The sequence below is a fragment of the Bradyrhizobium sp. CSA207 genome, assembly GCF_029051685.1.
Taxonomy (GTDB): domain Bacteria; phylum Pseudomonadota; class Alphaproteobacteria; order Rhizobiales; family Xanthobacteraceae; genus Bradyrhizobium.
On record NZ_JAACFT010000039.1, the window covers coordinates 39,105 to 64,231 of the forward strand.

General features: G+C 64.7%; 20 protein-coding genes and 1 pseudogene. 5 read left to right on the forward strand and 16 right to left on the reverse strand.

Annotation, left to right across the window (positions count from 1 at the left end):
- The first annotated feature begins 588 nt into the window (after positions 1-588).
- Positions 589-4,017, forward strand: a complete 3,429-nt coding sequence (locus GWG65_RS33295; protein ID WP_275199723.1) for a PAS domain-containing protein — start codon at positions 589-591, stop codon at positions 4,015-4,017.
- Positions 4,018-4,299: 282 nt separating this feature from the next.
- On the opposite strand, the gene GWG65_RS33300 is transcribed toward GWG65_RS33295, so the two are convergent.
- The 11 genes and pseudogenes from GWG65_RS33300 to GWG65_RS33350 form a co-directional block, all read right to left on the reverse strand.
- Positions 4,300-5,472 (reverse strand): acetyl-CoA C-acyltransferase, encoded by a 1,173-nt coding sequence (locus tag GWG65_RS33300; protein ID WP_275199724.1) that lies wholly within the window; start codon positions 5,470-5,472, stop codon positions 4,300-4,302.
- Positions 5,473-5,800: 328 nt separating this feature from the next.
- A complete protein-coding gene (serA, locus tag GWG65_RS33305) occupies positions 5,801-7,390 on the reverse strand; it encodes a phosphoglycerate dehydrogenase (protein WP_275199725.1) in 1,590 nt (529 codons plus the stop codon).
- A 170-nt stretch (positions 7,391-7,560) separates the two neighbouring features.
- Positions 7,561-8,733 carry a phosphoserine transaminase gene (locus GWG65_RS33310; RefSeq protein ID WP_275199726.1) on the reverse strand — a complete coding sequence of 391 codons (1,173 nt, stop codon included), beginning with the start codon at positions 8,731-8,733 and terminating at the stop codon, positions 7,561-7,563.
- 79 nt (positions 8,734-8,812) lie between these two features.
- Positions 8,813-9,004: a hypothetical protein gene (locus GWG65_RS33315; protein ID WP_275199727.1), complete on the reverse strand. Its 192-nt coding sequence runs from the start codon at positions 9,002-9,004 to the stop codon at positions 8,813-8,815.
- Positions 9,005-9,177: 173 nt separating this feature from the next.
- Positions 9,178-9,641, reverse strand: a pseudogene (locus GWG65_RS33320) (GNAT family N-acetyltransferase).
- A gap of 16 nt (positions 9,642-9,657) precedes the next feature.
- Positions 9,658-10,248 (reverse strand): glutathione S-transferase family protein, encoded by a 591-nt coding sequence (locus GWG65_RS33325; RefSeq protein ID WP_275199728.1) that lies wholly within the window; start codon positions 10,246-10,248, stop codon positions 9,658-9,660.
- 74 nt (positions 10,249-10,322) lie between these two features.
- Entirely contained in the window at positions 10,323-11,084 is a 762-nt protein-coding gene (locus GWG65_RS33330) for a porin family protein (RefSeq protein ID WP_275199729.1), read from the reverse strand.
- Between the two features lie 169 nt (positions 11,085-11,253).
- Entirely contained in the window at positions 11,254-12,129 is an 876-nt protein-coding gene (locus GWG65_RS33335) for an outer membrane beta-barrel protein (RefSeq protein ID WP_275199730.1), read from the reverse strand.
- A 225-nt stretch (positions 12,130-12,354) separates the two neighbouring features.
- A complete protein-coding gene (locus GWG65_RS33340) occupies positions 12,355-13,605 on the reverse strand; it encodes an MFS transporter (RefSeq protein WP_275199731.1) in 1,251 nt (416 codons plus the stop codon).
- A 265-nt stretch (positions 13,606-13,870) separates the two neighbouring features.
- Positions 13,871-15,214 carry a phosphoglucosamine mutase gene (glmM, locus tag GWG65_RS33345; protein ID WP_275199732.1) on the reverse strand — a complete coding sequence of 448 codons (1,344 nt, stop codon included), beginning with the start codon at positions 15,212-15,214 and terminating at the stop codon, positions 13,871-13,873.
- Positions 15,215-15,439: 225 nt separating this feature from the next.
- Positions 15,440-15,607, reverse strand: a complete 168-nt coding sequence (locus GWG65_RS33350; RefSeq protein WP_275199733.1) for a hypothetical protein — start codon at positions 15,605-15,607, stop codon at positions 15,440-15,442.
- Positions 15,608-15,708: 101 nt separating this feature from the next.
- Between GWG65_RS33350 and GWG65_RS33355 the strand changes: the two genes are divergently transcribed.
- Positions 15,709-16,845: an alpha-hydroxy acid oxidase gene (locus GWG65_RS33355; protein ID WP_275199734.1), complete on the forward strand. Its 1,137-nt coding sequence runs from the start codon at positions 15,709-15,711 to the stop codon at positions 16,843-16,845.
- 280 nt (positions 16,846-17,125) lie between these two features.
- Here GWG65_RS33355 and GWG65_RS33360 read toward each other — a convergent pair whose 3' ends face one another.
- The 5 genes from GWG65_RS33360 to GWG65_RS33380 all read right to left on the reverse strand — a co-directional run bounded on the left by GWG65_RS33360 (position 17,126) and on the right by GWG65_RS33380 (position 23,230).
- Complete coding sequence (locus GWG65_RS33360) at positions 17,126-17,752, reverse strand: hypothetical protein (protein WP_275199735.1); 627 nt, start codon at positions 17,750-17,752, stop codon at positions 17,126-17,128.
- A gap of 57 nt (positions 17,753-17,809) precedes the next feature.
- The gene (locus GWG65_RS33365) at positions 17,810-18,649 is read right to left on the reverse strand and encodes a shikimate dehydrogenase (RefSeq protein WP_275199736.1); all 840 of its coding nucleotides are present in this window, start codon (positions 18,647-18,649) and stop codon (positions 17,810-17,812) included.
- Positions 18,650-19,160: 511 nt separating this feature from the next.
- Entirely contained in the window at positions 19,161-21,209 is a 2,049-nt protein-coding gene (locus GWG65_RS33370; protein ID WP_275199737.1) for an elongation factor G, read from the reverse strand.
- A gap of 155 nt (positions 21,210-21,364) precedes the next feature.
- The gene (locus tag GWG65_RS33375) at positions 21,365-21,844 is read right to left on the reverse strand and encodes a DUF992 domain-containing protein (protein WP_148743172.1); all 480 of its coding nucleotides are present in this window, start codon (positions 21,842-21,844) and stop codon (positions 21,365-21,367) included.
- Between the two features lie 183 nt (positions 21,845-22,027).
- Positions 22,028-23,230 (reverse strand): pyridoxal phosphate-dependent aminotransferase, encoded by a 1,203-nt coding sequence (locus GWG65_RS33380; RefSeq protein WP_275199738.1) that lies wholly within the window; start codon positions 23,228-23,230, stop codon positions 22,028-22,030.
- Positions 23,231-23,867: 637 nt separating this feature from the next.
- Here GWG65_RS33380 and GWG65_RS33385 point away from each other — a divergent pair.
- The 3 genes from GWG65_RS33385 to GWG65_RS33395 all read left to right on the forward strand — a co-directional run bounded on the left by GWG65_RS33385 (position 23,868) and on the right by GWG65_RS33395 (position 25,080).
- Complete coding sequence (locus tag GWG65_RS33385; RefSeq protein WP_275199739.1) at positions 23,868-24,518, forward strand: glutathione S-transferase family protein; 651 nt, start codon at positions 23,868-23,870, stop codon at positions 24,516-24,518.
- 156 nt (positions 24,519-24,674) lie between these two features.
- Positions 24,675-24,851, forward strand: a complete 177-nt coding sequence (locus GWG65_RS33390; RefSeq protein ID WP_275199740.1) for a hypothetical protein — start codon at positions 24,675-24,677, stop codon at positions 24,849-24,851.
- Between the two features lie 73 nt (positions 24,852-24,924).
- On the forward strand, positions 24,925-25,080 hold the full coding sequence (locus GWG65_RS33395) for a hypothetical protein (protein ID WP_148743169.1): 156 nt from the start codon (positions 24,925-24,927) through the stop codon (positions 25,078-25,080).
- The last annotated feature ends 47 nt before the right edge of the window (positions 25,081-25,127 follow it).

The window sequence follows — 25,127 nt, forward strand, 5'->3', positions numbered from 1 at the left end:
AAGTTGGCGGGTACGGAGACTGGAAACACGAAACAAACGAGATGGCTCGCCCAGCGACGCAACCATCTCTGCCTAATATGTCAACATTGTGCACCGCAATGTGATTGGAGGGCGCCTGCGAAAATTTAATCTCGGAGAGGATGAAGTTCCTAGGGAGGTGAACCCGAGGTTGAGGGCGCGCATAGCGTGAACCAGAGGGCGATCCGCTCCCTCTCCCGCTTGCGGGAGAGGGCTGGGGAGAGGGTGCGTCCGCAGCGGGACAATCCCGGTGGGGAGAGAGCCCTCACCCGACGCGCTCTTCGAGCGCGTCGACCTCTCCCGCAAGCGGGAGAGGTGACCGCCCGCGGCCCAACCGGTTCAAGCCAAAATCATCCAGCTCTAGTGCTTGCCCCCGCGAATCCTGCGGATGCGACCCGGGCTGCCGCTTGCGGGTTCGGCAGCATTAAGGTTATCGCGGCTTTAGGTCTTTGCCTCTAGGCCGGACCGTGGACCTGCCGGCGCCTGCGGGCGATACTAACCCTTTCTTAAGGCTGTCATTCCCGGCAGCCGCCCCACCTGAAGCGTGACAGCGAGATACAAGCCGGTTGGATGACTAGTTCTGATTTCCAGGTGCGAGGCGTGGGCGATCCGCGGCTGGCCGTGCACGCGACCTCTGCGCTGCCCGCCTGGCTCTGGTCGATCGACGGCGCGCGCGTGCTCTGGGCCAATCCAGTCGGCGCAAAGTTCTTCGGCGCGGCCCATGCCGCAGCGCTGGCGCAAAAGCCCTTCGGACCGGCGGACGTCCATCGCCGCCAGATTGTCCGCCTCGCGCGCCAGCTGGCTGCCAACGGCACGGTGCGGCTCGAGCGGCTGCGCGGCTTCGGCGCCCCGCTCGGCACCCTGATGACCTGCGCCTGCGCGCGGCTCGCATTCGCCGACGGCGGCCATTTTGCCGAAAGATATGGCGTGCTGGTCACCGCGATGGATCCGGCCGGCCGCACCATGCCGCTGGTCGAACGCCTGCACCGGCTGGTCGAGGGCGCTGCGGTGCCGATGGCGGCGTTCGCGCCCGACGGCCTGTTCGCCGGCGCAAGCGATGCCGCCCGCCCGCTGCTCGGCTTTCGTGATCTCGTCGAGGCCGGCCTCGAGCAGGCGCGACGCGATGCGTTGGCCCAGGGCAGCGCCCGGATCCCCATCGGCATCGGCCAGATGGTGCTGCAACGGGTCGGAGTTGGTGCAGATATCGGTCTCGTCGCGCTGATCGAGCCCGCCCCTGTGCAAGCCGCGCGCGAGGCTGCACCCGAGACTGCAGAAGAGATCGTGCAGGCCGCGCCACAGCAAGACGTCGCAATGCAAGCTGCTTCATCCGCGCCGCCAGATAACGAACAGCCGGCGCAGGCGAACGAGATGCCGTTCGGTATCGCACTGTTCGATGCGTTCGCCGAGCCGGCCGACGCGCCGGCGCCGACCGAGACGATCGCGGAAGTGCCCGCGCCGCCCGCAAGCGACGCAGCGCCCGACGTCGCGCCGGTCCAGGACGCCGTCCAAGAAACTGTTCAAGAGCCTGTCCAAGAAGCGATCGAAGACCCGATCGAAGCTGCGCCCAAAACTCCGGTTGAAAACCTGGCCGAGGCCATCGTGCCGCCCCAAGCTGAGCCGAATACAGCGGGCATGGTCGAGCCGCCGTCGGGCCATGCGGAGCCGTCCGCACCGCGTCAGCATCCGCTGCGCTTCCTGTGGCAGATGGATGCGGAGGGCCGCTTTGTGCTTCTCTCGGGCGAGTTCATCGGCCTGATCGGCCCGCGCACGGCCGCCGGCTTCGGCCGCCCCTGGCGCGAGATCGCCGACGCGTTCGGCCTCGATCCGGAGGGGCAAGTCGCGGCGGCGCTGGCCAGCCACGACACCTGGGCCGGCATCACCGTGAACTGGCCGGCCGACGGCGGCGAGCACCTGCCGGTCGAGCTCGCGGGGCTTCCCGTCTATGACGGGATGCGCAATTTCGCAGGCTTCAAGGGTTTTGGCGTCTGCCGCGATCTCGACGGCCTCAACCGGCTCGATGCGCTGCGGCGCTTCGAGCTGCTCACCGAGCCGGAGGTGCCGCAGAGCTTGTCTGCCGAAGTGATCGAGCCGGATCCCGAGCCGGAGGCGCCGCCTCCACCGATCGAGCCGCCGGCACCTAAGCCTGAGCCTGAAGCTGAACTGCCCGAACCCGTCACCGCAGCGAATTCACACCCAACCGGTCTGGAAACATCCGTGGAAACGCCTCCCAATGTCGTGCCGTTCCGAGCGCCCGGCGATACGAGATCGCCGACGCTGACGCCGGTCGAGAACAGCGCGTTCAACGAGCTCGCGCGGCAATTGTCCGAGCGCCTCGAACGCGACCGAGAGACGATCGCGGCGGAAACGTCCGAGCCGCTGGCGACGGCGATTGCGTCCGAACCGCCGATGCCGGCGCGGGAAGCGCCGCAACGACCGGCCGAATGGCTGAGCGAACCTACACCGCCCGCACGCGGCCACAGCCCGCGCGACCGCGCACTGCTCGACCTGCTGCCCACGGGAATCTTGATCTACCGGCTCGACCGCCTGCTCTACGCCAACCCCGCCTTCCTCGCGCGCATGGGCTATGCCGATTTGAGCGCGCTGGAGGATGCCGGCGGGCTCGATGCGCTCTATGTCGAGCCCGGCGTGTCCGCCGCCAGCAGCACGTCGCAAGCAGGCACCCCGGTGACGATCAGCGCGACGGTGGCGAACGGTGAAGCGCCGCTCGCGACCACCGAGGCGCATCTGCACACGATCGACTGGGATGGCCTATCCGCACATGCGCTGATCTGCGCGCTGCCGCAGGCTGCGCCCGTTGTCGCCGCACCTGTCATCGCCGAACCGGTTGCAACGGCCCCCGTCGCTCCCGAGCCGGAGCTCGAGGCCGGCGATGCAGAAGCAGAAGATCTCGCCGCGATCCTCGACACCACGGCCGAAGGCATCGTCATGTTCGATGCCGAAGGCAACATCCACGCCTGCAACCGCAGCGCCGAGGCGCTGTTCGGCCATGACGGCGAAGCCTTGCTGCAAACGAATCTGGTGACGCTGTTCGCGCCCGAGAGTCAGCAAATCGTCGTCGACTATCTCGACAGCCTGAAGAATCAGGACATATCGAGCCTGCTCGACCATGGCCGCGAGGTGCTCGGACGCGAGAAGAACGGCGGCGTCATTCCGCTCGCAATGATCATGGGCCGCACCCGGCCCGACGGCCCGAACTTCTTCGCAGTGTTCCGCGACCTGTCGCAGAGCAAGCAGGGCGAGAGCGAGCTGACGCGGGCACGCCATCTCGTCGACGGCGCGGCCAACGCCAAGGCCGACATGCTGGCGCGGATCAGCCACGAGATCCGCACGCCGCTCAACGCCATCATTGGTTTTGCCGAAGTGATGATCTCCGAGCGCTTCGGCACGCTCGGCAACGAGCGCTACGGCGAATACATGAAGGACATCCGCGCCTCCGGCGAGCGCGTGATCACCATCATCGACGATTTGCTCGAGCTCTCGCGCATCGAGACCGGCAAGCTCGACCTCACCTTCGCCAACCTCAACCTCAACGACCTGGTCGAAGCCTGCGTCGTGGTGATGCAGCCGCAGGCCAACCGCGAACGCATCATCATCCGCACCTCGCTCGCCCATGCGCTGCCGCAGGTGACGGCGGACGCGCGCGCGTTGCGGCAGGTCACCATCAACCTGATCTCCAACTCGATCAGGCTCGCCAGTGCCGGCGGCCAGGTCATCGTCTCGACCGCCCTGAATGACCGCGGCGAGGTTGCGCTGCGCATCCGCGACACCGGTCATGGCCTCTCCGAGCGGGAAGTCGCGGCCGCGATGGAGCCGTTCCGCACGCCGCCGCCCGGCGATGCCTCGGACAGTTCGGCCCTCAGCCTGTCGCTGACCAAGGCGCTGGTCGAAGCCAACCGCGCCCGGTTCAACATCAAGAGCGCGGCCAACACCGGCACGCTGATCGAAGTGGTGTTCGCACCGACGCTGGAACGGGCGTAAGCACGAAATGCGGTATCAAGTCGGGCGATGACGCTTGAGTGTGTGGCGCATAGCTTCCACCACATCGTCGTCCCGGCGAAGGCCGGGACCCATACCGCGGAATCTATCGATTGCGCACGGTGTTAGTCCCGCAACGACGTGTCTTCGCCAAATTCAATTCGGTGGTTATGGGTCCCGGCCTTCGCCGGGACGACCCGCGTTGAGAGAGCTCGCCAGCTAGAAGCAGCGCAAACAAAAAGGGCACGGCTCGCGCCGTGCCCTTTCGCATTCACACTGGGCTGCTCAGCTATAGATCTCGAACAGGCCGGCGCCGCCCTGGCCGCCGCCGATGCACATGGTCACCACGCCCCACTTGGCCTTGCGGCGCGCTCCTTCCAGGAGGATGTGGCCGGTGAGACGTGCGCCGGTCATGCCGAAGGGATGGCCGATCGCGATCGAGCCGCCGTTGACGTTGTACTTCTCGGGATCGATGCCGAGCTTGTCGCGGCAATACAGGCACTGGCTGGCGAAGGCCTCGTTGAGCTCCCACAGATCGATGTCGTCGATCTTCAGGCCGGTGCGCTTCAACAGCTTCGGGATCGCAAACACCGGGCCGATGCCCATCTCGTCCGGCTCGCAGCCGGCGGTGGCCCAGGCGACGAAGCGGCCGAGCGGCTTGAGGCCGCGCTTCTCGGCATCCTTGGCTTCCATCAGCACCACGGCAGCGGCGCCGTCGGAGAGCTGGCTGGCATTGCCGGCGGTGACGGACTTGCCGGGGCCTTTCACCGGCTCGAGCTTGGCGAGGCCTTCCATCGTGGTCTCGGGCCGGTTGCACTCGTCACGATCGACGACGTAGTCGACGATCGACTCCGCCTTGGTCGCTTTGTCGACCACTTTCATCTTGGTCTTCATCGGGACGATCTCGTCCTTGTACTTGTTCGCCTGCTGGGCCGCGGCCATGCGGCGCTGCGATTCCAGCGAGAACTCGTCCTGATATTCGCGGCTGACCTTGTAGCGCTCCGCGACAATGTCGGCGGTGTCGATCATCGCCATGAAGATGTCGGGCGCAACCTTCAACAGCTCCGGATCCACCGCTTCCTTGGGCAGAGGGCCGCCCGGAATCGAGATGCTCTCGACGCCGCCCGCGACGATGCAATCGGCGCCGTCGGAGCGGATCGAGTTCGCGGCCATGGCGATGGTCTGCAGGCCCGAGGAACAGAAGCGGTTCACCGACACGCCCGCGGTGGTCTTCGGCAGACCCGCGAGCAGCGCCGCCTGGCGGCCGATGTTCGGCGCGCCATGGGCGCAATTGCCGAGATAGCTGTCCTCGACATAGTCCTTCTCGACGCCGGCGCGGTCGACCGCATGTTGGATGGCGTGCGCCGCGAGGCTCATCGGCGCCGTGATGTTGAACCCGCCGCGGCCGGACTTCGCCAGCCCTGTGCGCGCATAGGAAACGATGACGGCTTCACGCATTGTTTTCTCCCTTTTCGAAACGATTTTGAACGGAGCGTCCTCGCGCCATTGGTACACAAAGTTGGGCGGCGGCGGGAGAAATAAAGCGTGGCGAAGCCTCAACAAAAACGCCGCCCTCGCAAAAGGGCGGCGTTGTTCCGCATGTCGGAATATCCTGCGAGCGTCTTTCGATCCATCCACTCGTCATGCCCGGGCTTGACCCGGGCATCCACGTCTTTGGCTCCGCATGTGCGGAGACGCGTGGATGGCCGGGACATAGGCGAGCGGAAGCGACGCCGTCCTTTGGACGGCTATGCCTGGCCATGACGCAAGAGGCGAGATCGTTGATCTAGAACCTCAGGGCCTTGACCTGCTTGACCTGCGGCAGGGCCTGCACCTTGGCGAGCACGTCGGCCGGCACCGCGCCGTCGACCTCGACCAGCGCGATGGCGTCGCTGCCGGGCGCGACGCGGCCGAGATGGAAAGTGGCGATGTTGAGCTTGGCATCGCCCAGGAGGCTCGCGAACCTGCCGATGAAGCCGGGCTTGTCCTCGTTGGTGACGTAGATCATCGATCTGCCGAACTCGGCGTCGACGCGGATGCCCTTGACGTCAACCAATCGCGGCTTGCCGTCATGGTACACGGTGCCGGAGACCGAGCGCTCCTGGCGCTCCGTCGCCACCGTGACGGTGATCAGGCTCTCATAGTCGCTTTGCGCGGCGCGCACGATCTCGTCCACCACCATGCCGCGCTCCTTGGCGACGACCGGCGCGGACACCACGTTGACCTCGCCCAGCATCGGACGCAGCAGGCCCGACAGCACGGCGGAGGTGATCGCCTTGATCTTCATCTCGGCGACATGGCCCTCATAGGTGATCTGCACCTTGAGGATGCCGGATTCGGTGAGCTGGCCGGCGAACGAGCCGAGCTTCTCGGCAAGTGCGATGAACGGCTTCAGCTTCGGCGCCTCTTCCGCGGTGATCGAGGGGAAGTTGACGGCGTTCGAGATCGCGCCGGTGAGCAGATAGTCAGACATCTGCTCGGCGACCTGAAGCGCGACGTTCTCCTGCGCTTCGGTGGTGGAGGCGCCGAGATGCGGCGTGCAGATCACGTTGGGATGGCCGAACAGCACGTTCTCGGTTGCCGGCTCCTCGACGAAAACGTCGAAGGCGGCGCCGGCGATATGCTTGGAATTGAGCGCATCGACCACCGCCTGCTCGTCGACCAGACCGCCGCGGGCGCAATTGATCAGGCGCACGCCCTTCTTCATCTTGGCGATCGCGGCCGCATCGATGATGTTCCTGGTCTTGTCGGTGAGCGGGGTGTGGAGCGTGATGAAATCGGCGCGCTTCAAGAGCTCGTCGAGCTCGACCTTCTCGACGCCGATGTCCTTGGCGCGCTCCGGCGACAGGAACGGATCGAAGGCGATCACCTTCATGCGCAGGCCGAGCGCGCGGTCGGCGACGATCGAGCCGATGTTGCCGCAGCCGACAACGCCGAGCACCTTGCCGGTAATCTCGACGCCCATGAAGCGGTTCTTCTCCCACTTGCCGGCCTGGGTCGAGGCGTCGGCCTGCGGGATTTCGCGCGCCAGCGCCAGCATCAGGGTGATGGCGTGCTCGGCGGTCGTGATCGAATTGCCGAACGGCGTGTTCATCACGATGATGCCTTTTGCCGTAGCAGCGGGAATTTCGACATTGTCGACACCGATGCCGGCGCGGCCGATCACCTTGAGGTTGGTCGCCTTCTCCAGGATCTTGGCCGTGGCCTTGGTCGCGGAGCGGATCGCGAGGCCATCGTAATTGCCGATGATCTCGGCGAGCTTGTCCTTGTCCTTGCCGAGATTGGGCTGGAAGTCGACCTCGACACCGCGGTCTTTGAAGATCTGCACGGCGGCGGGAGAGAGCGCGTCGGAAATGAGAACTTTGGGCTTGGTCATGGGAGCGTTTCCTTCACACCCTCCCCTGGAGGGGGAGGGTCGGCGCGTAGCGCCGGGGTGGGGTGAAGCTATCAATGCGAAATTCAACAGTGCGCCGCGTGGAGAGATCACCCCACCCCGACGCACCTGACGGTGCGTCGACCCTCCCCCTCCAGGGGAGAGTCAGAACCTCACGCCGCCTTGGGCAACGCGGCCTTGGTCTCGGCAAAGGCCCAGTCGATCCACTGCGTGAGAAGCTCGACGTCCCTGGCCTCGACGGTGGCGCCGCACCAGATGCGCAGGCCGGCCGGGGCATCGCGGTAATACGCGAAGTCGTATCCTGCGCCTTCCTTCTCGACCAGCGCGACCAGCTTCTTGCAGAAGTCGGCCTGTGCATCCACCGGCAGCGAGGTGATCGCGGGATCGGTGAACTTCAGGCACACCGAGGTGTTGGAGCGGATCGAGGCGTCCTTGGCCAGGAAATCGATCCAGGGCGTCTTCGCTTTCCAGTCGGCGAGCGCCTTGGTGTTGGCGTCGGCGCGCGCGATCAGCGCCTTGAGGCCGCCGATCGATTTGGCCCAGTTCAGCGCATCGAGATAATCCTCGACGCAAAGCATCGACGGCGTGTTGATGGTCTCGCCGACGAAGATGCCCTCGTTGATCTTGCCGCCCTTGGTCATGCGGAAGATTTTCGGCAGCGGCCAGGCCGGCTTGTAGGTCTCGAGCCGCTCCACCGCGCGGGGCGACAGGATCAGCATGCCGTGCGCGGCTTCGCCGCCGAGCGCCTTCTGCCAGGAGAAGGTGACGACATCGAGCTTGGCCCAGTCGAGGGCTTGCGCGAACGCCGCCGAGGTCGCGTCGCAAATGGTCAGGCCTTCGCGGGCAGAGCTGATCCAGTCGGCGTTCGGCACGCGCACGCCCGAAGTGGTGCCGTTCCAGGTGAAGACCACATCGGACTTGGGATCGACCTTCGAAAGGTCCGGGATTTCACCGTAAGCTGCGTTGAGCTTGGTGACGTCCTTGAGCTTCAATTCCTTGACGATGTCGCTGACCCAGCCCTCGCCGAAGGATTCCCAGGCGAGCGTGGTGACGGGCTTTGCTCCCAGCAGCGACCACAGCGCCATTTCGACCGCGCCGGTATCGGAGGCCGGCACGATGCCGATGCGATAATCGGCGGGCACTTCAAGCACTTCGCGCGTCAAATCGATCGCGAGCTTGAGCTTGGTCTTGCCGACCTTCGCGCGATGCGAACGGCCGAGCGCTGCGTCTTTGAGATTTTGGGCGTTCCAGCCGGGGCGCTTGGCGCAGGGGCCGGAGGAGAAATGCGGCACGGTCGGCCGCGACGCGGGCTTCGCTACAGTCATCGTCTACCCTTCCAGATAGTAAGCCTCCCGTTGGGGGGAGGTGTCCCGCCGCGGCTGATACGGGAATCGGGTCGGGTCGTCAAGGAAGTTCCGGAGCCTCGCGCGCCAGTGATGGCGCCTCCGGCGCGATTTTTGGGGATTCGACCACGGCAAGCGCATTCAGCAAGTCCGTGGCTTCGCTGATCAATTGCGCGGCTCTGCGGCGGCTGCCGACTTTCAAAATGCATTTGTCGTTGGCCTGCACAACGTAATCGTTGCCGACCTTGATCATCGAATAGCTTGTCATGAAAATCCCCGAACCGACCGAGCTCGGTGTCCGACGCTGCCGTAGCACCGTTGGTTCCGAGATCAACGTGAACGACGGCTGGGTAGTTTACCAGCCATTAAGATGAACGAACGCGCGATCCAATTGTGCTGACGGCGCAACGGTCGCGCCGGGCTGCATCAAAAGCGAACAGTCATGCCGACATGACTCGCAGCGAATCCAAGCCGCTTGTAGAACGCTGCGCATCGACGCGGCTTGCATGCGTCAGCAGCTCGACCAGATTGCAGCCTCGCGCTCTGGCTTCCGCGACCGCCCATTGCACCAATTGCTCGCCGATGCCGCGGCTGCGGCAATCGGAAGCAACGCGGACATCTTCGAGCAGGCCCCGCGAGCCGCCTTGCGAGCTGATACCGGGCAGGATCGCCAGTTGCAGGCAGCCGACCACCCTGCCCTCGCTCTCGGCAACCACGAGCTGGAGATTCGAATCGCGCTCGATCCGCTCGAAGGCCTCGAAATAGGAGGCAGGCAGCGGATCCTCGACCCGCTCGCGGGCGCGCCCGAGATGATCGTCGGCGAGCATCGCCACGATCGCGGCAACGTCGTCGCGGCGCGCGGGACGAATGGAGATACGCTCGGCGTTCATGCGGATGCTCTCGAATTCAACGTGCCGGCGGAAGGCCGAGATAGGCTTCGGCCTCGCTGATCCAGTGACGAACGGCAGCAAAGCGACCGAGATCGAAGCCGCCTTCATGTGCCACACGCGTATAGGCGAGCAGCGACACGTCGGCGAGCGAAACCTGCTCGCCGGCAAAGAAGCGGTTCGTCGCAAGATGCTGTTCCATACGATCGAGCGCCGCATAGCCGCGCTTGACCTTGTCCGGATCGAGTTCGGAGGCGCCCTTGCCGAGATAGACCAGCTGGAAGCGGCACACCGCGATATAGGGTTCGTGGCTGTACTGTTCCCAGAACAGCCATTCGTCCATCTTGGCGGCAGCATATGCGTCGCGCGGAATGAGCGCGCTGTCGCGGGCGAGGTAGCGGATGATGGCATTGGACTGCGCCAGCGTGCGGCCGTCGTCGAGCTCGACCGTCGGCACCTGGCCGGCGCCGTTCATCTTCAGGAATTGCGGTGTGCGCGTCTCGCCCTTGCGCGTGTCGATCTCGATCCACTGGTAGGGCAGCGCGAGCTTGTCGCAGACCCACTTCACCTTGAGACAATTGCCGGAATTGCTGTCGCCGTAGATCTTCATCGCTGCCGCCCTGCTCTGGAGCGACAGAGCATCAGGACGAAGGGAACCTGTCAATCCGCCTGCGGCGCGCAGGATCAGAACTTGTAGCCAAGGCCGGCACGAACGGTGTTGATGTTCGACTCGATGTCCGACGTCACCCGCTGAAACTCGTATTCGGCACGCACAAAGAGGCCGCCGACCAGCATGACGTCGAAGCCGAGGCCACCGGAATATCCATAGACCAGCTTACTCTTGCTCGCGAACGTCGTCGCCGGCAGCACCGAAGTCGGGGACGCCGAGGCGTAGCGGTCGACGGTCTGGCTACCCACCCCACCGCCGATGAAGGCATAGGGCAGGAAGCATCCCCAGGCATAGCCAGCACGCACGCGCAACGATCCGAAGTCGGACACACCCACAACCGCGGATGTACCGGTGGTGGCAACGAGAACATTGCTGCTGTTGTAGGTCTGTCCCGTCGAACTCGACGTCGACTTGAAGCCGCCGTGAATGTAGTTCGCCTCGAGGCCGAGGACGACGTCGTCCCATTGCCCATTGTATCCAGCGAACGCGCCGTAGCCGGCGCTGTTGCTGTGTGCGGCGGCGAGCGGCTGCCAATTGTAGGGCGGGCCCGGCGTGACGAAGGTCGACTGAATATCGCTGTTGATGGTTGACGCGATCTTCGATGTGATCGTGCCATAGTCGCCCTGGCCGCCGACATAATAACCCTGCCAGTTGACCGCGGTGGTGCTCAGGCCGTCGGTAAATCCGCCGCGCAGGATCGGCAGGTCCGGCATATCGGCCGCGTGCGCGGTAGACACCGTCCCCAACATCGCCGCCGCCAACAAAAGCCTACGCATCACAACGCTCCAAATCGGACTCGAACTGTTGCGATGATCATCGCCCGTTAACCTTAACCAATGGTTGCGGCGGCGCCTTCATCACCGTGGAGCCATGAAAAATCCGCAAAGGAAAACGGCGCGGGATGATCCCGCGCCGTTAAGAGGTCTTAAGCGATAAGGCGAACGATCAGCCTTTTGTGACGAGCGGCGTATGGTAGACCGGCGTCGGCTGATCAAGGTTCCAGCGCACGCCGAGCATCAGGTCATGCGAGGTGATGTCCTTGACCGTAAATGGGCTGCCGTTCACCACGGTGACGCCGTCGAAGGAGTGGGTGGGCCCTGTCACTGCATCCCCCAGGTTGATGTAGCGGTAAGCCAGGTCCAGCGTCACGTTCGGCGTAACCTTGTAAGCAAGACCAGCGTGCACGGCCCATGCGAGATTCCATTTTCCGGAGTCACCCGCATAGGTGACGCTGCTGCTCTGAACGCCACCGGTCGAGATCACGCCGTCATCGCGGAAGCCGCTGAGGCGATTATATGCGCCGCCGATGCCGGCACCGATATAGGGCGTCACGCACCACCAGGTACCGAGATCTACATATGCGTTGGCCATCACCACCCATTCCGACTTGCTGCCGGAATAATTGTCGACAAGGAACTGGTTGTTGGCGACCGCATAGGCAGAGTTCGCAGGGATGTTCTGCGAACCGTGAAGGTTCGCCTTGCCGCGATATTCGCCGGTGAGATCAGCGCGGAACCAGTTGTTAAACTGATAGCCGACGCCAAGCTTGTAGAGGGGAGAGCTGTCGAAGCCGAAACCATTGTCCTGTAGCGAGCCAGGGAAGCTGGTGTTGACCCTGTCAATGCTCACGCTGTGCAGGCTCTTCATGCTCTGGTTGGTCATGCCGATATCGCCGCGGAGATACCAGCCGCCGAAGTCGGCGGGCGGGGCCGGCGGCGCGTACATGGGAGGGGGCGCCGCGATCGGCATATCGGCGGCGAACGCCATCGACGAGATCAGGGTTGCCGCACCCGCGGCAAGGAGAGACTTAACGCTACGCATTGGCTTCGTCCTTTTGGCCGGTGAGGCAATACGGCGCCTCACTTTCTGGAAACTCACGGCCCGGACGTTGGCACCAAATGTTTAAGCGCCGCTTAACCCTAATTTTTAAGGTTGATTTTTTCTGACCGCACACGCGGATGCGGCGCGAGCGTTGCAAAACTGCTGCGCCCGCGCGCCGCAATTGCTAACGATTGATGAAGCCGCATTGCGGCAAGAAAGAATGCGTTAACGCGGGTGCCGCGGCAGGCTGGGCAGGAACACTGCAAGCAGCCCGATCGCCGGCAGCCAGGCGCAGACCTGGTAGACGAACGCGATCGAGGTGTGGTCGGCAAGCTTGCCGAGCGCGGCGGCGCCCAGGCCCCCGATGCCGAACGCGACGCCGAAGAACACGCCCGAGATCATGCCGAAGCGATGCGGCACCAGTTCCTGAGCGAACACGATGATCGACGACGTCGTCGAGGAGATGATCAGGCCGACGATCACGGACAGCACCGCACTGCCGGCAAGCCCGGCATAGGGCAGCGCCAGCGTGAACGGCAGCGCGCCGAGAATAGAGATCCAGATCACGATCTTGCGGCCGAAACGATCGCCCAAGGGACCCCCGAGAAACGCGCCGACCGCGTTCGCCGCGAGGAAGATGAAGAGATAGATCTGGGCGGTCTGCGTCGACACGCCGAAGCGGTCGATCAGGTAGAAGATGTAGTAGCTCGACAGGCTGGAGACGTAGAGCTGCTTTGAGAACAGCAGCGCCACCAGCACGGCCAGCGCGACCGCGACGCGGCGCGAGCTCGGCCCGCCCGGCTGGGTGTGAACCGGTGCCGCCTTCCTTGTCGTGATCTGCGGCGCGTACCAGCGGCCGATGCGCCAGAGGATGACAATTGCGAGGAACGCAATCGAGGAGAACCAGGCGATGCTGCCCTGTCCGAATGGCACGACGATGAGCGCGGCCAGCAACGGTCCCATCGACGTGCCGAAGCTGCCGCCGAGCTGGAACACCGACTGCGCAAAACCGTAGCGGCCGCCCGATGCAAGCCGCGCGATGCGCGCGGATTCGGGATGAAACACCGCCGAGCCGAGACCGACCAACGCGGCTGCAACGAGGATGACGAGATACTGGTGCGCGGCGCTGAGCAGCAGCAGGCCGCAGAAGGTCGAGGCCATGCCGATCGACAGCGAATAAGGCTGCGCCTTCTTGTCGGTGTAGTGCCCGACCACCGGCTGGAGCAGCGAAGCGGTAAATTGGAAGGCCAGCGTGATCATGCCGATTTGCGCGAAGTCCAGCGCGTAGGTGTCCTTCAGGATCGGATACACCGATGCGATCAGCGACTGCATGGTGTCGTTGAGGAAGTGCGAGAAGCTGATGCCGGCGAGCACGACATAGGCCGGCCCCGCGCCCGGCTTGGCAGCGGGCGCGATGTCGCTGACGACGACCGGCTCGGTCAGCGTTTCCTCGGAGACCACCACAGGCTTGTTCAAAGGCTCGATCCCGGCAGACGCGGCGAACCGCCGCATCCGGCTAGTTACGATGCAAGCTGTGGCCGAACCACCGCCAATCCTCGATGGCTGGAATGCGCGTGTGTCTTCGTCCCTCTCCCCTTGTGGGAGAGGGTGGATCGCCGCGCAGCGGCGAGACGGGTGAGGGGTTGCCTCCGCGAACTCATCTTGCAATTGGTATGCGCGGATAGAACCCCTCATCCGGCGCTTCGCGCCACCTTCTCCCACAAGGGGAGAAGGAAGAAGTTCAAGCCGCCGCGTGGCCGAGCGCGGAGACGATGGTGTCGACGACGTCCTCGACCAGGACGCGATCCTCGCCCTCGCCCATGACACGGATCACGGGCTCGGTGCCGGAGGAGCGGATCAAGAGCCGGCCGTGGCCGTTGAGCCGGTTCTCGCCGTCGGAGATCGCCGATTTGACGTCCTTATCGTCGAGCGGCTTGCCGCCCTTGTGGCGGACGTTCTTGAGGATCTGCGGCAGCGGATCGAAGCGGTGGCAGACCTCGGACACGGGCCGGCGCAGCCTCTGCACCACTGCCAGCACCTGCAAGGCAGCAACGAAGCCATCGCCGGTGGTGGCATAATCGGACAGGATAATGTGGCCGGACTGCTCGCCGCCAAGATTGTAGCCGCCGCTCAGCATCTGCTCGAGCACGTAGCGGTCGCCGACCGGCGTGCGCACGAGTTCGAGCCCCTGCCCGTTCAGAAAACGCTCCAGCCCGAGATTGGACATCACGGTCGCGACGATGCCGGGCCGCGACAGTCGCCCGTCTTCCTTCCAGCTCTGCGCGATCACCGCGAGCAACTGGTCGCCGTCGACGAGATGGCCGCGCTCGTCGACCAGGATGACGCGATCGGCGTCCCCGTCGAGCGCGATGCCGATGTCGGCGCGCATCTCGCGCACCTTCCTGGACAGCGCTTCCGGCGAGGTCGAGCCGCATTCCTTGTTGATGTTGAAGCCGTCCGGCTCCACTCCGATCGGCACCACGTCGGCGCCGAGCTCCCACAGCGCCTCCGGCACCACCTTGTAGGCGGCGCCATTGGCGCAATCGACCACGACGCGCAGGCCGTCGAGCGACAGATCGCGCGGCAGCGTGCGCTTGGCGAATTCGATGTAGCGGTCGTGGACGCCGTCGATGCGGCGGGCGCGCCCCAGGCTGGCGCTCTGCGCCAGCCGCTTGTCCAGCGATTCGTCGAGCAGCAGCTCGATCTGCTTCTCGACGTCGTCGGAGAGCTTGAAGCCTTGCGGGCCGAACAGCTTGATGCCGTTATCCTCGAACAGATTGTGCGAGGCCGAGATCATCACGCCGAGGTCGGCGCGCATCGACTTGGTCAGCATCGCGACCGCCGGCGTCGGCATCGGGCCGACCAGCAGCACGTCCATGCCGACCGAAGTGAAGCCCGCGACCATCGCATATTCGATCATGTAGCCCGACAGGCGCGTGTCCTTGCCGATCACGACCCGATGGCGATGATCACCGCGCTGAAACGCCAGGCCAGCGGCCTGGCCGACCTTGAGCGCGAGCTCCGGCGTGATCAGTCCGTTGGCGCGGCCCCGAATCCCGTCCGTCCCGAAATATTTGCGGCTCATCTCGTCCCCCAGGCAACAACCAGGGAATCCCGTTGTACAACCCGCGGATGCCCGAACGGGCCCCGCATCCCTGATTTGCTGAGGTCTTATAAGGCCATTGCGGCTAACTTGGCTTCAAAAAATATGATGAATCATTACGGAACCGGGGTCGCCGCGGCCCTGATAACTTGTTGTTAATATTATGGTTACGGCTCGCCGGGGTCGGAACGGAGCGGAACCCGCCGCCTAGTCGGTGCGCTTGATGTGGCTGTCCCCAAGGCTTGGCGACGGCTGGGTGACGCTGACGGGATCGGAGCCGGGGAAGGTCTCTTCCAGTCCCTCTTCCAGCGCTTCTTCGAGCCGGAGCTTCTCCTTGATCTCTTCCGGCGTCGGCTGGCTGCGCGGTCTGGTCATGGCGCCCTCCCTGCAGAGGATCTGCAAACGATTTGGCTGTGCGTCCAACCATGCTAGATGACCCCTAAATCTTCCGATGCAAGACGGGCGGGGAAACGTTCATGAAGCACATCACCTGTATCGACGATCTTCGCACCCTGCATCAGCGCCGCGTGCCGAAGGCGTTCTTCGATTATTGCGACCGCGGCTCGTATGCCGAGGAAACGCTGCGCGCCAACCGCGAGGACATGCAGGCCATCAAGTTTCGCCAGCGCATCCTGGTCGATGTCTCCAAGCGCGATACCGCGACCACCATTCTCGGCGAGCCCTCGACCATGCCGCTGATACTTGCGCCGGTGGGCCTGCTGGGCATGCAGCATGGCGACGGCGAGATCCACGCCTGCCGCGCCGCGCAAGCCGCCGGCATCCCGTTCACGCAGTCGACGATGTCGATCTGCTCGATCGAAGACATCGCGGCCAGTGTCGAGAAGCCGTTCTGGTTCCAGCTCTACGTGATGAAGGACCGCGGTTTCATCAAGGAGCTGATCCAGCGCGCGATCGCGGCCAAGTGCAGCGCGCTCGTGCTCACCGTCGACCTCCAGGTGATCGGGCAACGTCATCAGGACATCAAGAACGGCATGACGGTGCCGCCGGAATGGTCACTGTCGAAGCTGGTCGATTTCGCGACCAAGCCGGCCTGGGTGTCCGGCGTGCTGCAGGGCAAGCGCCGCACCTTCGGCAATCTCGCCGGTCATCTGAAGATCAGCGACGACATCACATCGCTGTCGACCTGGATCAACTCGCAGTTCGACACCTCGCTGAACTGGAAGGACATCGACTGGATCCGCAGCATCTGGCCGGGCAAGCTGATTTTGAAGGGCATCCTCGACGTCGAGGACGCCGAACTTGCCGCCAAGACCGGCGCGCAGGCGCTGGTCGTGTCCAACCATGGCGGCCGCCAACTCGACGGCGCGCCGTCCTCGATCGAGGTGCTGCCCGAGATCGTCGACGCCGTCGGTGAGAGGATGGAGATCATGTTCGACGGCGGCATCCGCTCCGGCCAGGACGTGATGCGCGCGCTCGCGCTCGGAGCAAAGTCCTGCATGATCGGCCGCGCCTATGCCTACGGCCTGGGTGCCGGCGGCCAGGCCGGCGTCGCCAAGGCGATCGACATCATCCAGAAGGAACTGCTCACGACCATGGGCCTGTGCGGCGTCAACCGGATCGACGAGATCGACGAGCACATCATTGCGGAGTGACGGCCGTACTTAACCTCTCCCCGCTCTTCAGCGGGGAGAGGTCGGATCGCCTCGGCGATGCGAAGCATCGTCCGGCGCATCCGGGTGAGGGGCAGGGCAGACTGGTTGCCGAAATGAAGGTCCATTCGACTCGTGTGATGACCTCTGAACTAGATAGTCATCTCACAAGTCAAAGCCGACTCGCGGAGACGGCCCCTCACCCCACCCTCTCCCCGTAAGAACGGGGCGAGGGAGCGAGAAGCCGTGCGTCCCTGACCTCCGAGTGGTGGCCGTTCATCCCTCACATCGGCGGCGTCAGGCCCTCGCGGCCGACGCTGACGCGATTGGCTTCGAGTGAGCCGTCCGGCAGCGGCTTGACGAAGGCGATAACCTTGGCGCCGGTCTTCAGGTCGGATTTGTCGCCGGGCACGAAAGTCACCACCGGCGTGTTGTCGGCGACGAACACCTTCTTCTCGCCGTCCTTGTATTTGACGAGCAGGGTGTGGCCGTCATTGCCGACGACACTCTCGGCCACCGTCGCGTTGGTCATGCTGGAGTTGGGCTTGAGGTCATAGGGCCGCGAGCCTTCGCCGGTGCCGCGCATGCTCTCGGGAAACACATGGACCTCGACGGCATTCTGGCCGCCGTCCGGGCCCGGCACAGTGGTCGCACCGATGAACGAACCCGGCTTGATGTCGGCAAGCGAAGTCTTCGCAATACCGGATACGCTTATGTCGGGTGCGATGCGGAGCTTGACGTCTTCACCGCTGCGCGACTTGACCTGCATCGTGTCGCCATCGACGGTTTCGATCGTGCCGCGCACGCGCGTCGGCACCGGCGCCCTTTGCGCGAGTGCATAGAGGGTGGAAACGGCCACCATCGCGACAGCGATGAGCGGACGTGTAAACGTTGCACGTTGAACAGACATGTCGGTCTCCGGATTGTCCCTACGGACATAGAACTCCGGAGACTGCGCGCTATTCGCTCAAGTCTTTGTGAGATCGGCCTCGACCAGCGCGCGCAGTTCCGCCGTGACCTCTGGCCGCTGGCCGAACCACAGCTCGAAGCCGCGCACGGCCTGATGCAGCAGCATGCCGAGCCCATCGGCGGTCTGCAATCCGCGCCCCGTTGCGGCCGCAAGCAGCGGCGTGACCAAGGGGACATAGACGAGATCGGCGACGACGGACGCTTGCGCCAGGCGCGCCACATCGACATCGAGTGGAGGCTGGCCGTGCATGCCAAGCGAGGTCGTGTTCACGAGAAGTTTTGCGCGCGGCAGTACGTCATTGATTCCGTCCCACGTCACGGGCTGCACGTTCGGCCCGAACTGTCTTGCGAGCGCTTCGGCCCGGGCGATCGCTCGATTGGCGAGATGGACGCGGCTGACGCCGCGTTCGAGCAGGCCGAACACGACCGCGCGCGAGGAGCCGCCCGCCCCCAGCACCAGCGCCTCTTCGGCCCGATCCCAGCCGGGTGCGCTGGCGTCGAGATTGTTGATGAAGCCCTCGACGTCGGTGTTGGTCGAGCGCAATTCGCCGCCCTCGAACCACAGCGTGTTGGCGGCGCCTACGGCCTGTGCGCGCGCATCGGGTGTCGACAGCGCGAGCACAGCTTCCTTGTGCGGGATGGTGACATTGGCGCCGACGAAGCCGCGCAGCGACAGCCGCAGCACGAAATCGCGTAAGTCGTCGGGCGGCACCGCCTCGATGACGTAGCCGCCTTCGATCCCAAGCGTGCGCAGCCAGTAATGATGGATCAACGGCGAGCGCGAATGCGCTGCCGGCCATCCGATCAGACAGGCTGCGGGAGCCTTGGTCACGGTCATGTTTGCCTCGGGGTCTTGTCGAGGCGATCCATTTCGCGTCCCGCGAGCTCTGTCAAGCGCGCGAGCGCCGCATCGCAACGGCCGCGATCGCCCCAGCCCTCACCACAAGCGGGAGAGGGCGCGCAGCAGCCCTGCCGGCGGCAATGAAGGCCAATCGCGGCGCCTTCTAGCTCGCGGCCACATCATCCGCTGCGGGAACAGCCGCGCTTGCTGTGCCCTTGATGTCGGCGACCGCGCGCGCGATGGTCTCGCGATATTTCGCGCGCGGCGGGGGTGACGCCGTGGGTCAACAACGCGCGGCGGACGGCGGGCGACGCCCCGGTGATGAACACGGTATTGCTAGGAGCGGAGAACCAACCGACTCGTAAGCCTGTCGATCGCATTCGACTCACAAATCAGACCGCATTCGCGGAGACGGCCCCCTCACCCCACCCTCTCAGCGCGAGCGGAGCTCGTCGCGTCCCCGTGAGAACGGGGCAAGGGAGCGAGAGAATGGCGCCTCCCTTACAGCTCAGGCCGCGACGCGATGCGCGGCGATGATCTGGTCGGCGGCGCGGCCGGTCACTTCGGCCATGTGGTCGAACTGGCGGGTGAAGCTGCCGCTGCCGGCCGTGGCCGAACGCAGCTCGACGATGAGCTCGCCGATCTCGGCTTCCGGCATCAAGGCGCGGACGCAATCCCAACCGCTCCAGCCGTCGCGGGTGTCGAAGCCGAGGATCTGGCCGCGCCGCGCCGACAGGATCGCGTTGACCTTGGCCGTGGCATCGGTCGGGCAGACGATCTCGACCACGTGGATCGGCTCCAGCAGCACCGGCTGGCATTGTGGCAGGCCTTCGTTGAGCCCGATCCGCGCCGCCGTACGGAAGGCGAGGTCGGAGGAATCGACGCTGTGATACGAGCCGTCGGTCAGCGTCACCTGCACATCGGTGACGGGGAAACCGAGCGGACCGCGCGTCAATCCGTCGATGACACCTTCCTCCACTGCCGGGATGTAGTTGCGCGGCACCGCGCCGCCGACCACCTTCTCGGCAAACTTGAAGCCGTCGCCGCGCGGCAGCGGCCTGATGTCGAGCACGACGTCGCCGAACTGGCCGTGGCCGCCGGACTGCTTCTTGTGACGGCCGCGCTGGATGATCGGCTTGCGGATGGTCTCCTGGTAGCCGATCGCGGGCGGATGCGAGGTGACCTTGACGCCGAAGCGGTCGCGCAATCGCTCGCTGGCCACGCGCAAATGCATCTCGCCCTGCCCCCACAACACGATGTCGTGGGTCTGCGCGTTCTGCACCATCATCAGCGACGGATCCTCCTCGTGCAGGCGCGCCAGCGCCTGGCCGAGCTTGACGTCGTCCTTGCGGTCGGGGGCCGCGATCGAAATCGCGAGCACCGGCGACGTCGGCTCGAGAGCGGCGAGCGCGGCCGGCGGGGTCTTGCCGCTCGACACCGTGTCGCCGGTCTTGATCGGATCGAGCTTGCCGAGCGCCACCGTGTCGCCGGCTTCCGCCGAAGCACGCTTGCTGTCGTAGGCGCCGTTGACGGCGAGGATGCCGGAGATGCGGCTGGCGCCGCCGGACGATGATTGCAGCGTGGCGCCGTCGTCGACATGGCCGGCGAGCAGCCGTGTCAGCGACAGCTTTCCGCCGTGCTGCGAATGCAGCGTCTTGAAGACGAAGCCGAGCGCGTCCCTGCTTTCGGGCACGCCGAGGCGCTTTGCGGTCTCGGCAATGCCGGGCGCCTCGTGACGCAGCGCCTTCATCAGGCGCAGCACGCCGTTTTCGCGCGCGGCTGCACCGAGCAGCACCGGACAGATCAGCCCTTCGCGCAACTCGCGGGCGAGGTCGTCAAACACGGCATCACGCGGCGGCTGGATGTCTTCGAGCAATTGCTCCATCAGCGCGTCGTCGTGGTCGGCGAGCTTCTCCAGCATCGAGAAGCGGGCCTCCTTCTCGCGGTCGAGATCGCCGCCTTGGAGCGCGATCACCTCGGAGGCCTTGTGCTCGCGATAGACAAAGGCGCGCTCCAGGGCGAGATCGACGAAGCCCTCGATCAGCTCGTCCTTCCAGATCGGAATCTGGCGCAGCACCAGCGGCACGCGCGAGGCCGGCTGGAGCGTTGCGAGCGTGTCGCGGATGCGCTGGTTGGCGCGGTCGATCTTGTTGAGGAACAGGAAACGCGGGATCTTCAGCTCCTCCAGCTCGCGCAGGATGATCTGAAGCTGCGGCAGCTTCTTCTCGTCGGCCTCGCAGACCACGACTGCGGCGTCGACCGCGGGCAGCGCGGCGCGCATGTCGTGGGCGAACTCGACGGAACCCGGACAATCGAGCAAGGTGTAGCTGTCGCCCATGAAACTCGTGGTGGCGGCGGTCAGCCCGACGGTCATCTTGTGATCACGGGCCTCTGGCGTGGCGTCGCCGACCGAGGTTCCGGCGTCGACGCTGCCGGCGCGCGAGATTGCGCCCGTTCGCGCCAGTATCGCTTCAAGAAGTGTGGTTTTACCGCTTTGGAAAGGGCCCACCAGTGCAATGCACCGTGGACCTCGGGGACTTCTGACGTCTTGTCCCATTCGCCGCCTCCTTGGTATGGAGCTCGGCCCATGATTGGGTCGGCAAAGGCGGATGCTCTGCCCGTCCCCAAGATTTGGCAAGCGCGAAACGTCGCTGCGGTGCGTCGTCGCCGAAATCGCGCCTGTCGAGCGGCGCGATCGCTCACGCGAAATTGCTAACGCCCCGGACGGAGTTCCAGGCTTTCCAGACCGGCAGCGACGTTGAGGCCGACCTGGCCCTGCACGCTGAGCGGCTGGAGCGCGATCGAGTTGTTGGAGCCGCCGACCAGCACGTTGCCGCCGAGGCCGACGCCGACCGAGGCGCTGCCTTGCGCGCCGGCATAGGTGCCGGAGAGGTCGCCCGGTCCCAGCCGGTCGACCGGCGCGAACACGCCCCAGGCCAGCGCGGTCTCCTGGGTGATGCCGATGTCGAGGCCCACTTTGCGGATCGTCGCGACATAACGGTCATCGGGTACGCCGTTGACGCGCAGCACGCAGCCGAGATTGGTCACCGAGCCCACCACGAAGCCCACGCTGGCGCCGCCACGGCATTCGAGCACGCCGACCTGGACACTCCGCTGCTGTGCGCTGCCGCCGGCAACCGAGGCAACAAGACTCGCGGCGGCGAGCCCGGCGAGAAGGAATGAACGGCGCATTGAGTGTCTCCGGCGATGGAAGTGAGGCGGGCATGGAGGGCGCGGCACAAGCCGCGCGATGGTCTATGCCACAAGAGTCCTGGCGGTGCCAGATCGCCGGCCGCGAATTGGTGCTCTTCCCTTCTCCCACAAGGGGAGAGGGGTGCATCGTATGCGGCGCAAGACAAGTTCGTTGTTACGCGATCAACGCAGATTGCCGCAGAAGCGCTGGATACGCTTGCAGGCTTCTTCGAGGTCGGAGGTCGCGGTGGCATAGGAGATGCGGAAAGCCGGGCCGAGGCCGAAGGCCGAACCCTGCACGACGGCGACGCCTTCGGTCTCCAGCAGCTCGGTGACGAACTCCTCATCGTTGCTGATCACCTTGCCCGATGGCGCGGTCTTGCCGATCGTGCCGGCGCATGACGGATAGACGTAGAACGCGCCTTCCGGCCGCGGGCACTCGATGCCCTTGGCCTGGTTGAGCATGGAGACGACGAGGTCGCGGCGCTCCTTGAACACCTTGTTGTTGGCAGGGATGAAGTCCTGCGGGCCGTTCAGCGCTTCCACCGCCGCCCACTGCGCGATCGAACTCGGGTTCGAGGTCGACTGCGACTGGATCGTCGCCATCGCCTTGATCAGCTGGGCCGGGCCGCCGGCATAGCCGATGCGCCAGCCGGTCATGCAATAGGCCTTGGACACGCCGTTCACGGTGAGGGTGCGGTCGTAGAGTTTCGGCTCGACCTGCGCCACCGTGGTGAACTGGAAGTCGTCATAGACGAGGTGCTCGTACATGTCGTCGGTCATGACCCAGACGTGCGGATGCCTGACCAGCACGTCGGTGAGCGCCTTCAGCTCGGCGCGCGTATAGGCCGCGCCGGTCGGGTTCGACGGGGAGCACAGGATCACCCATTTGGTCTTGGGCGTGATCGCGCGCTCGAGCGCCTCGGCCTGGAGCTTGAAGCCGGCCGCGGCGGTGCAGACCACCGGCACCGGCTCGCCGCCGGCGAGCGCCACCATCTCGGGGTAGCTGACCCAGTAGGGCGCGGGGATGATCACCTCGTCGCCCGGATTGATGGTCGCCATCAGCGCGTTGTAGAGCACCTGCTTGCCGCCGGTGCCGACGATGATCTGGTTCGGCTTGTAGACGACGCCGTTCTCGCGCTGAAACTTCGCGATGATCGCTTCCTTCAGCTCGGGAATGCCGTCGACCGCAGTGTACTTGGTCTTGCCGGCCTCGATGGCGCGGATCGCCGCCAGCTTGATGTTGGCGGGCGTGTCGAAGTCCGGCTCGCCGGCGCCGAGGCCGATGACGTTGCGGCCCGCCGCTTTCAGCGCGCGTGCTTTATCCGTGACCGCGATGGTCGCGGACGGCTTCACACGGTCGAGCGCAGCAGCAAGGAAGGACATCATCATCTCCTGGCGAGCGTCGTGAACCCTTGAGGCGTTCACGACTCTGATTGTGGGAATGAGCCACCCTAAAACGTGCGCCGCTGCATCGCAAGAAACTTCGGCCAATCCTGGAAAAGTTTACGAATCCGGGCGTTTCGCGGCACGATTCCACGCAATATTCCGAAACTTTGCCGACGGAATCCCTCATATCCGGCATGGCCTGTCCTCGGAGCAATTTTGCGTGTTGATTGTCATGCAAACGTTGATTGTTATGCAAACAGAGGTTCGTCATGCCCGGGCTTGTCCCGGGCATCCACGTTCTTCGGGCCACGGAGCAAGGCGTGGATGGCCGGGACATAGGCGAGCGGAAGCGACGCCGTCCTTCGGACGGCTATGCCCGGCCATGACGTGCGGAAGCTCTATCGCCCTACCTTGCACACGATCGCGCGGAGCGATGCGTCCGCATGTTGACGCAAGCGTGATCTGAATTGCATCGCGTTACGAAAATGATCTTCCGCAGCGTTGCAGTGCGGTAGGGTTTTCGAGTTTTTCTATTGACCGGCTCTTGCGGCGGATTCGCAACCGCATCATTGTTTAGCCGCGTTGCGGGGCAACAAGCACCGCGCCTTTCCCGTCGTTCGGAATCATTCTCAGAATGTACAAGCTCTATTCGATGCAACGCTCCGGCAACAGCTACAAGGTCCGCCTGGCGCTGGCGCTGTTGAACTTGCCTTACGAAGCGGTCGAGGTGGACATTCTGCGCGGCGAGAGCCGCACGCCGGATTTTCTGGCGAAGAACCCGTCCGGCCAGGTGCCGTTGCTCGAGGTCGGCGCTGACCGCTACCTCGCCGAATCCAACGCCATCCTCTGGTATGTCGCCGTCGGCACACCGCTCGCGCCGGAGAACCGCATCGAACGCGCCGAAGCGCTGCAATGGATGTTCTTCGAGCAGCACGCGCTCGAGCCGAATATCGGTGCGGCCTATTTCTGGCTGTCGCTGGTGAGGGGCGGCCGCGACCTCCAGACCCATTCGCTGGAGGACTGGATGGAGCGCGGTTATGGCGCGCTCCAGGTGATGGAAAATCACCTCAAGGCCAACGCCTATTTCGCCGCGTGTCAGCTCACGGTCGCCGACATCGCGCTCTACGGCTACACCCATCTCGCCGACCGCTGCGACTTCGACCTCTCGACTTTCCCGGCAATCCGGGACTGGCTGAAGCGCGTCGAAGCAGCGCCCGGGTACGTCGCGATGGACTGGCGGCCGGCCGACGTCGACGATCCGGCCAGCATCGCGGCAGGTGTCTGACCGCTAAACGCTGCTCCGGCGGATAGCGGGCATAACGCCTGTCTTTGCCGCAATCCCGCCTTTTTTGGCGCGACGGCCGCCGCAATGTTGCCGGTTGAAACTGGGAAAATGTGGAAAGTCGCGGGTGATTCGCCCGCACGTTGAAGGATTTAGACCATGATTCGGGCGTCCGGCACGGCAGGCTTTCAGGGCCTACCCGCCACCGTCGCGTCTTCCCGGTTGACCCATGCGGTGGCGGCCTCGCTCGCCGTCGCCGCGTTGTCGTTGTGTCTGATCGTCACCCTGACAGTGCTGTCGACCAAGACGACCATGGCGATGGGCCTGCCGGTCTGATCCCCGTTTCATCCTTGACCAGCCTTCAAGGCGCCGTGCGGCCCGTGCCGGCCGGCATCGCGACAGGACGTCGATGAAATCGCCTGTGGTAGTCGTTGCAATCACCCTGACTGCGGCCATCCTGGTCGCGGCGTCGCTGTTGATTTTCACCGGCATGCGCAAGAGCCCGGGGACGTCGACGCTGAACGCGCCCCTGCAACAACGCGTGAAGCACGCGCACTTGGTCTAAAATCATCCGAAAGCTTTGTGCGCCTGCGTAAGTCTGCCTTAAGCGCA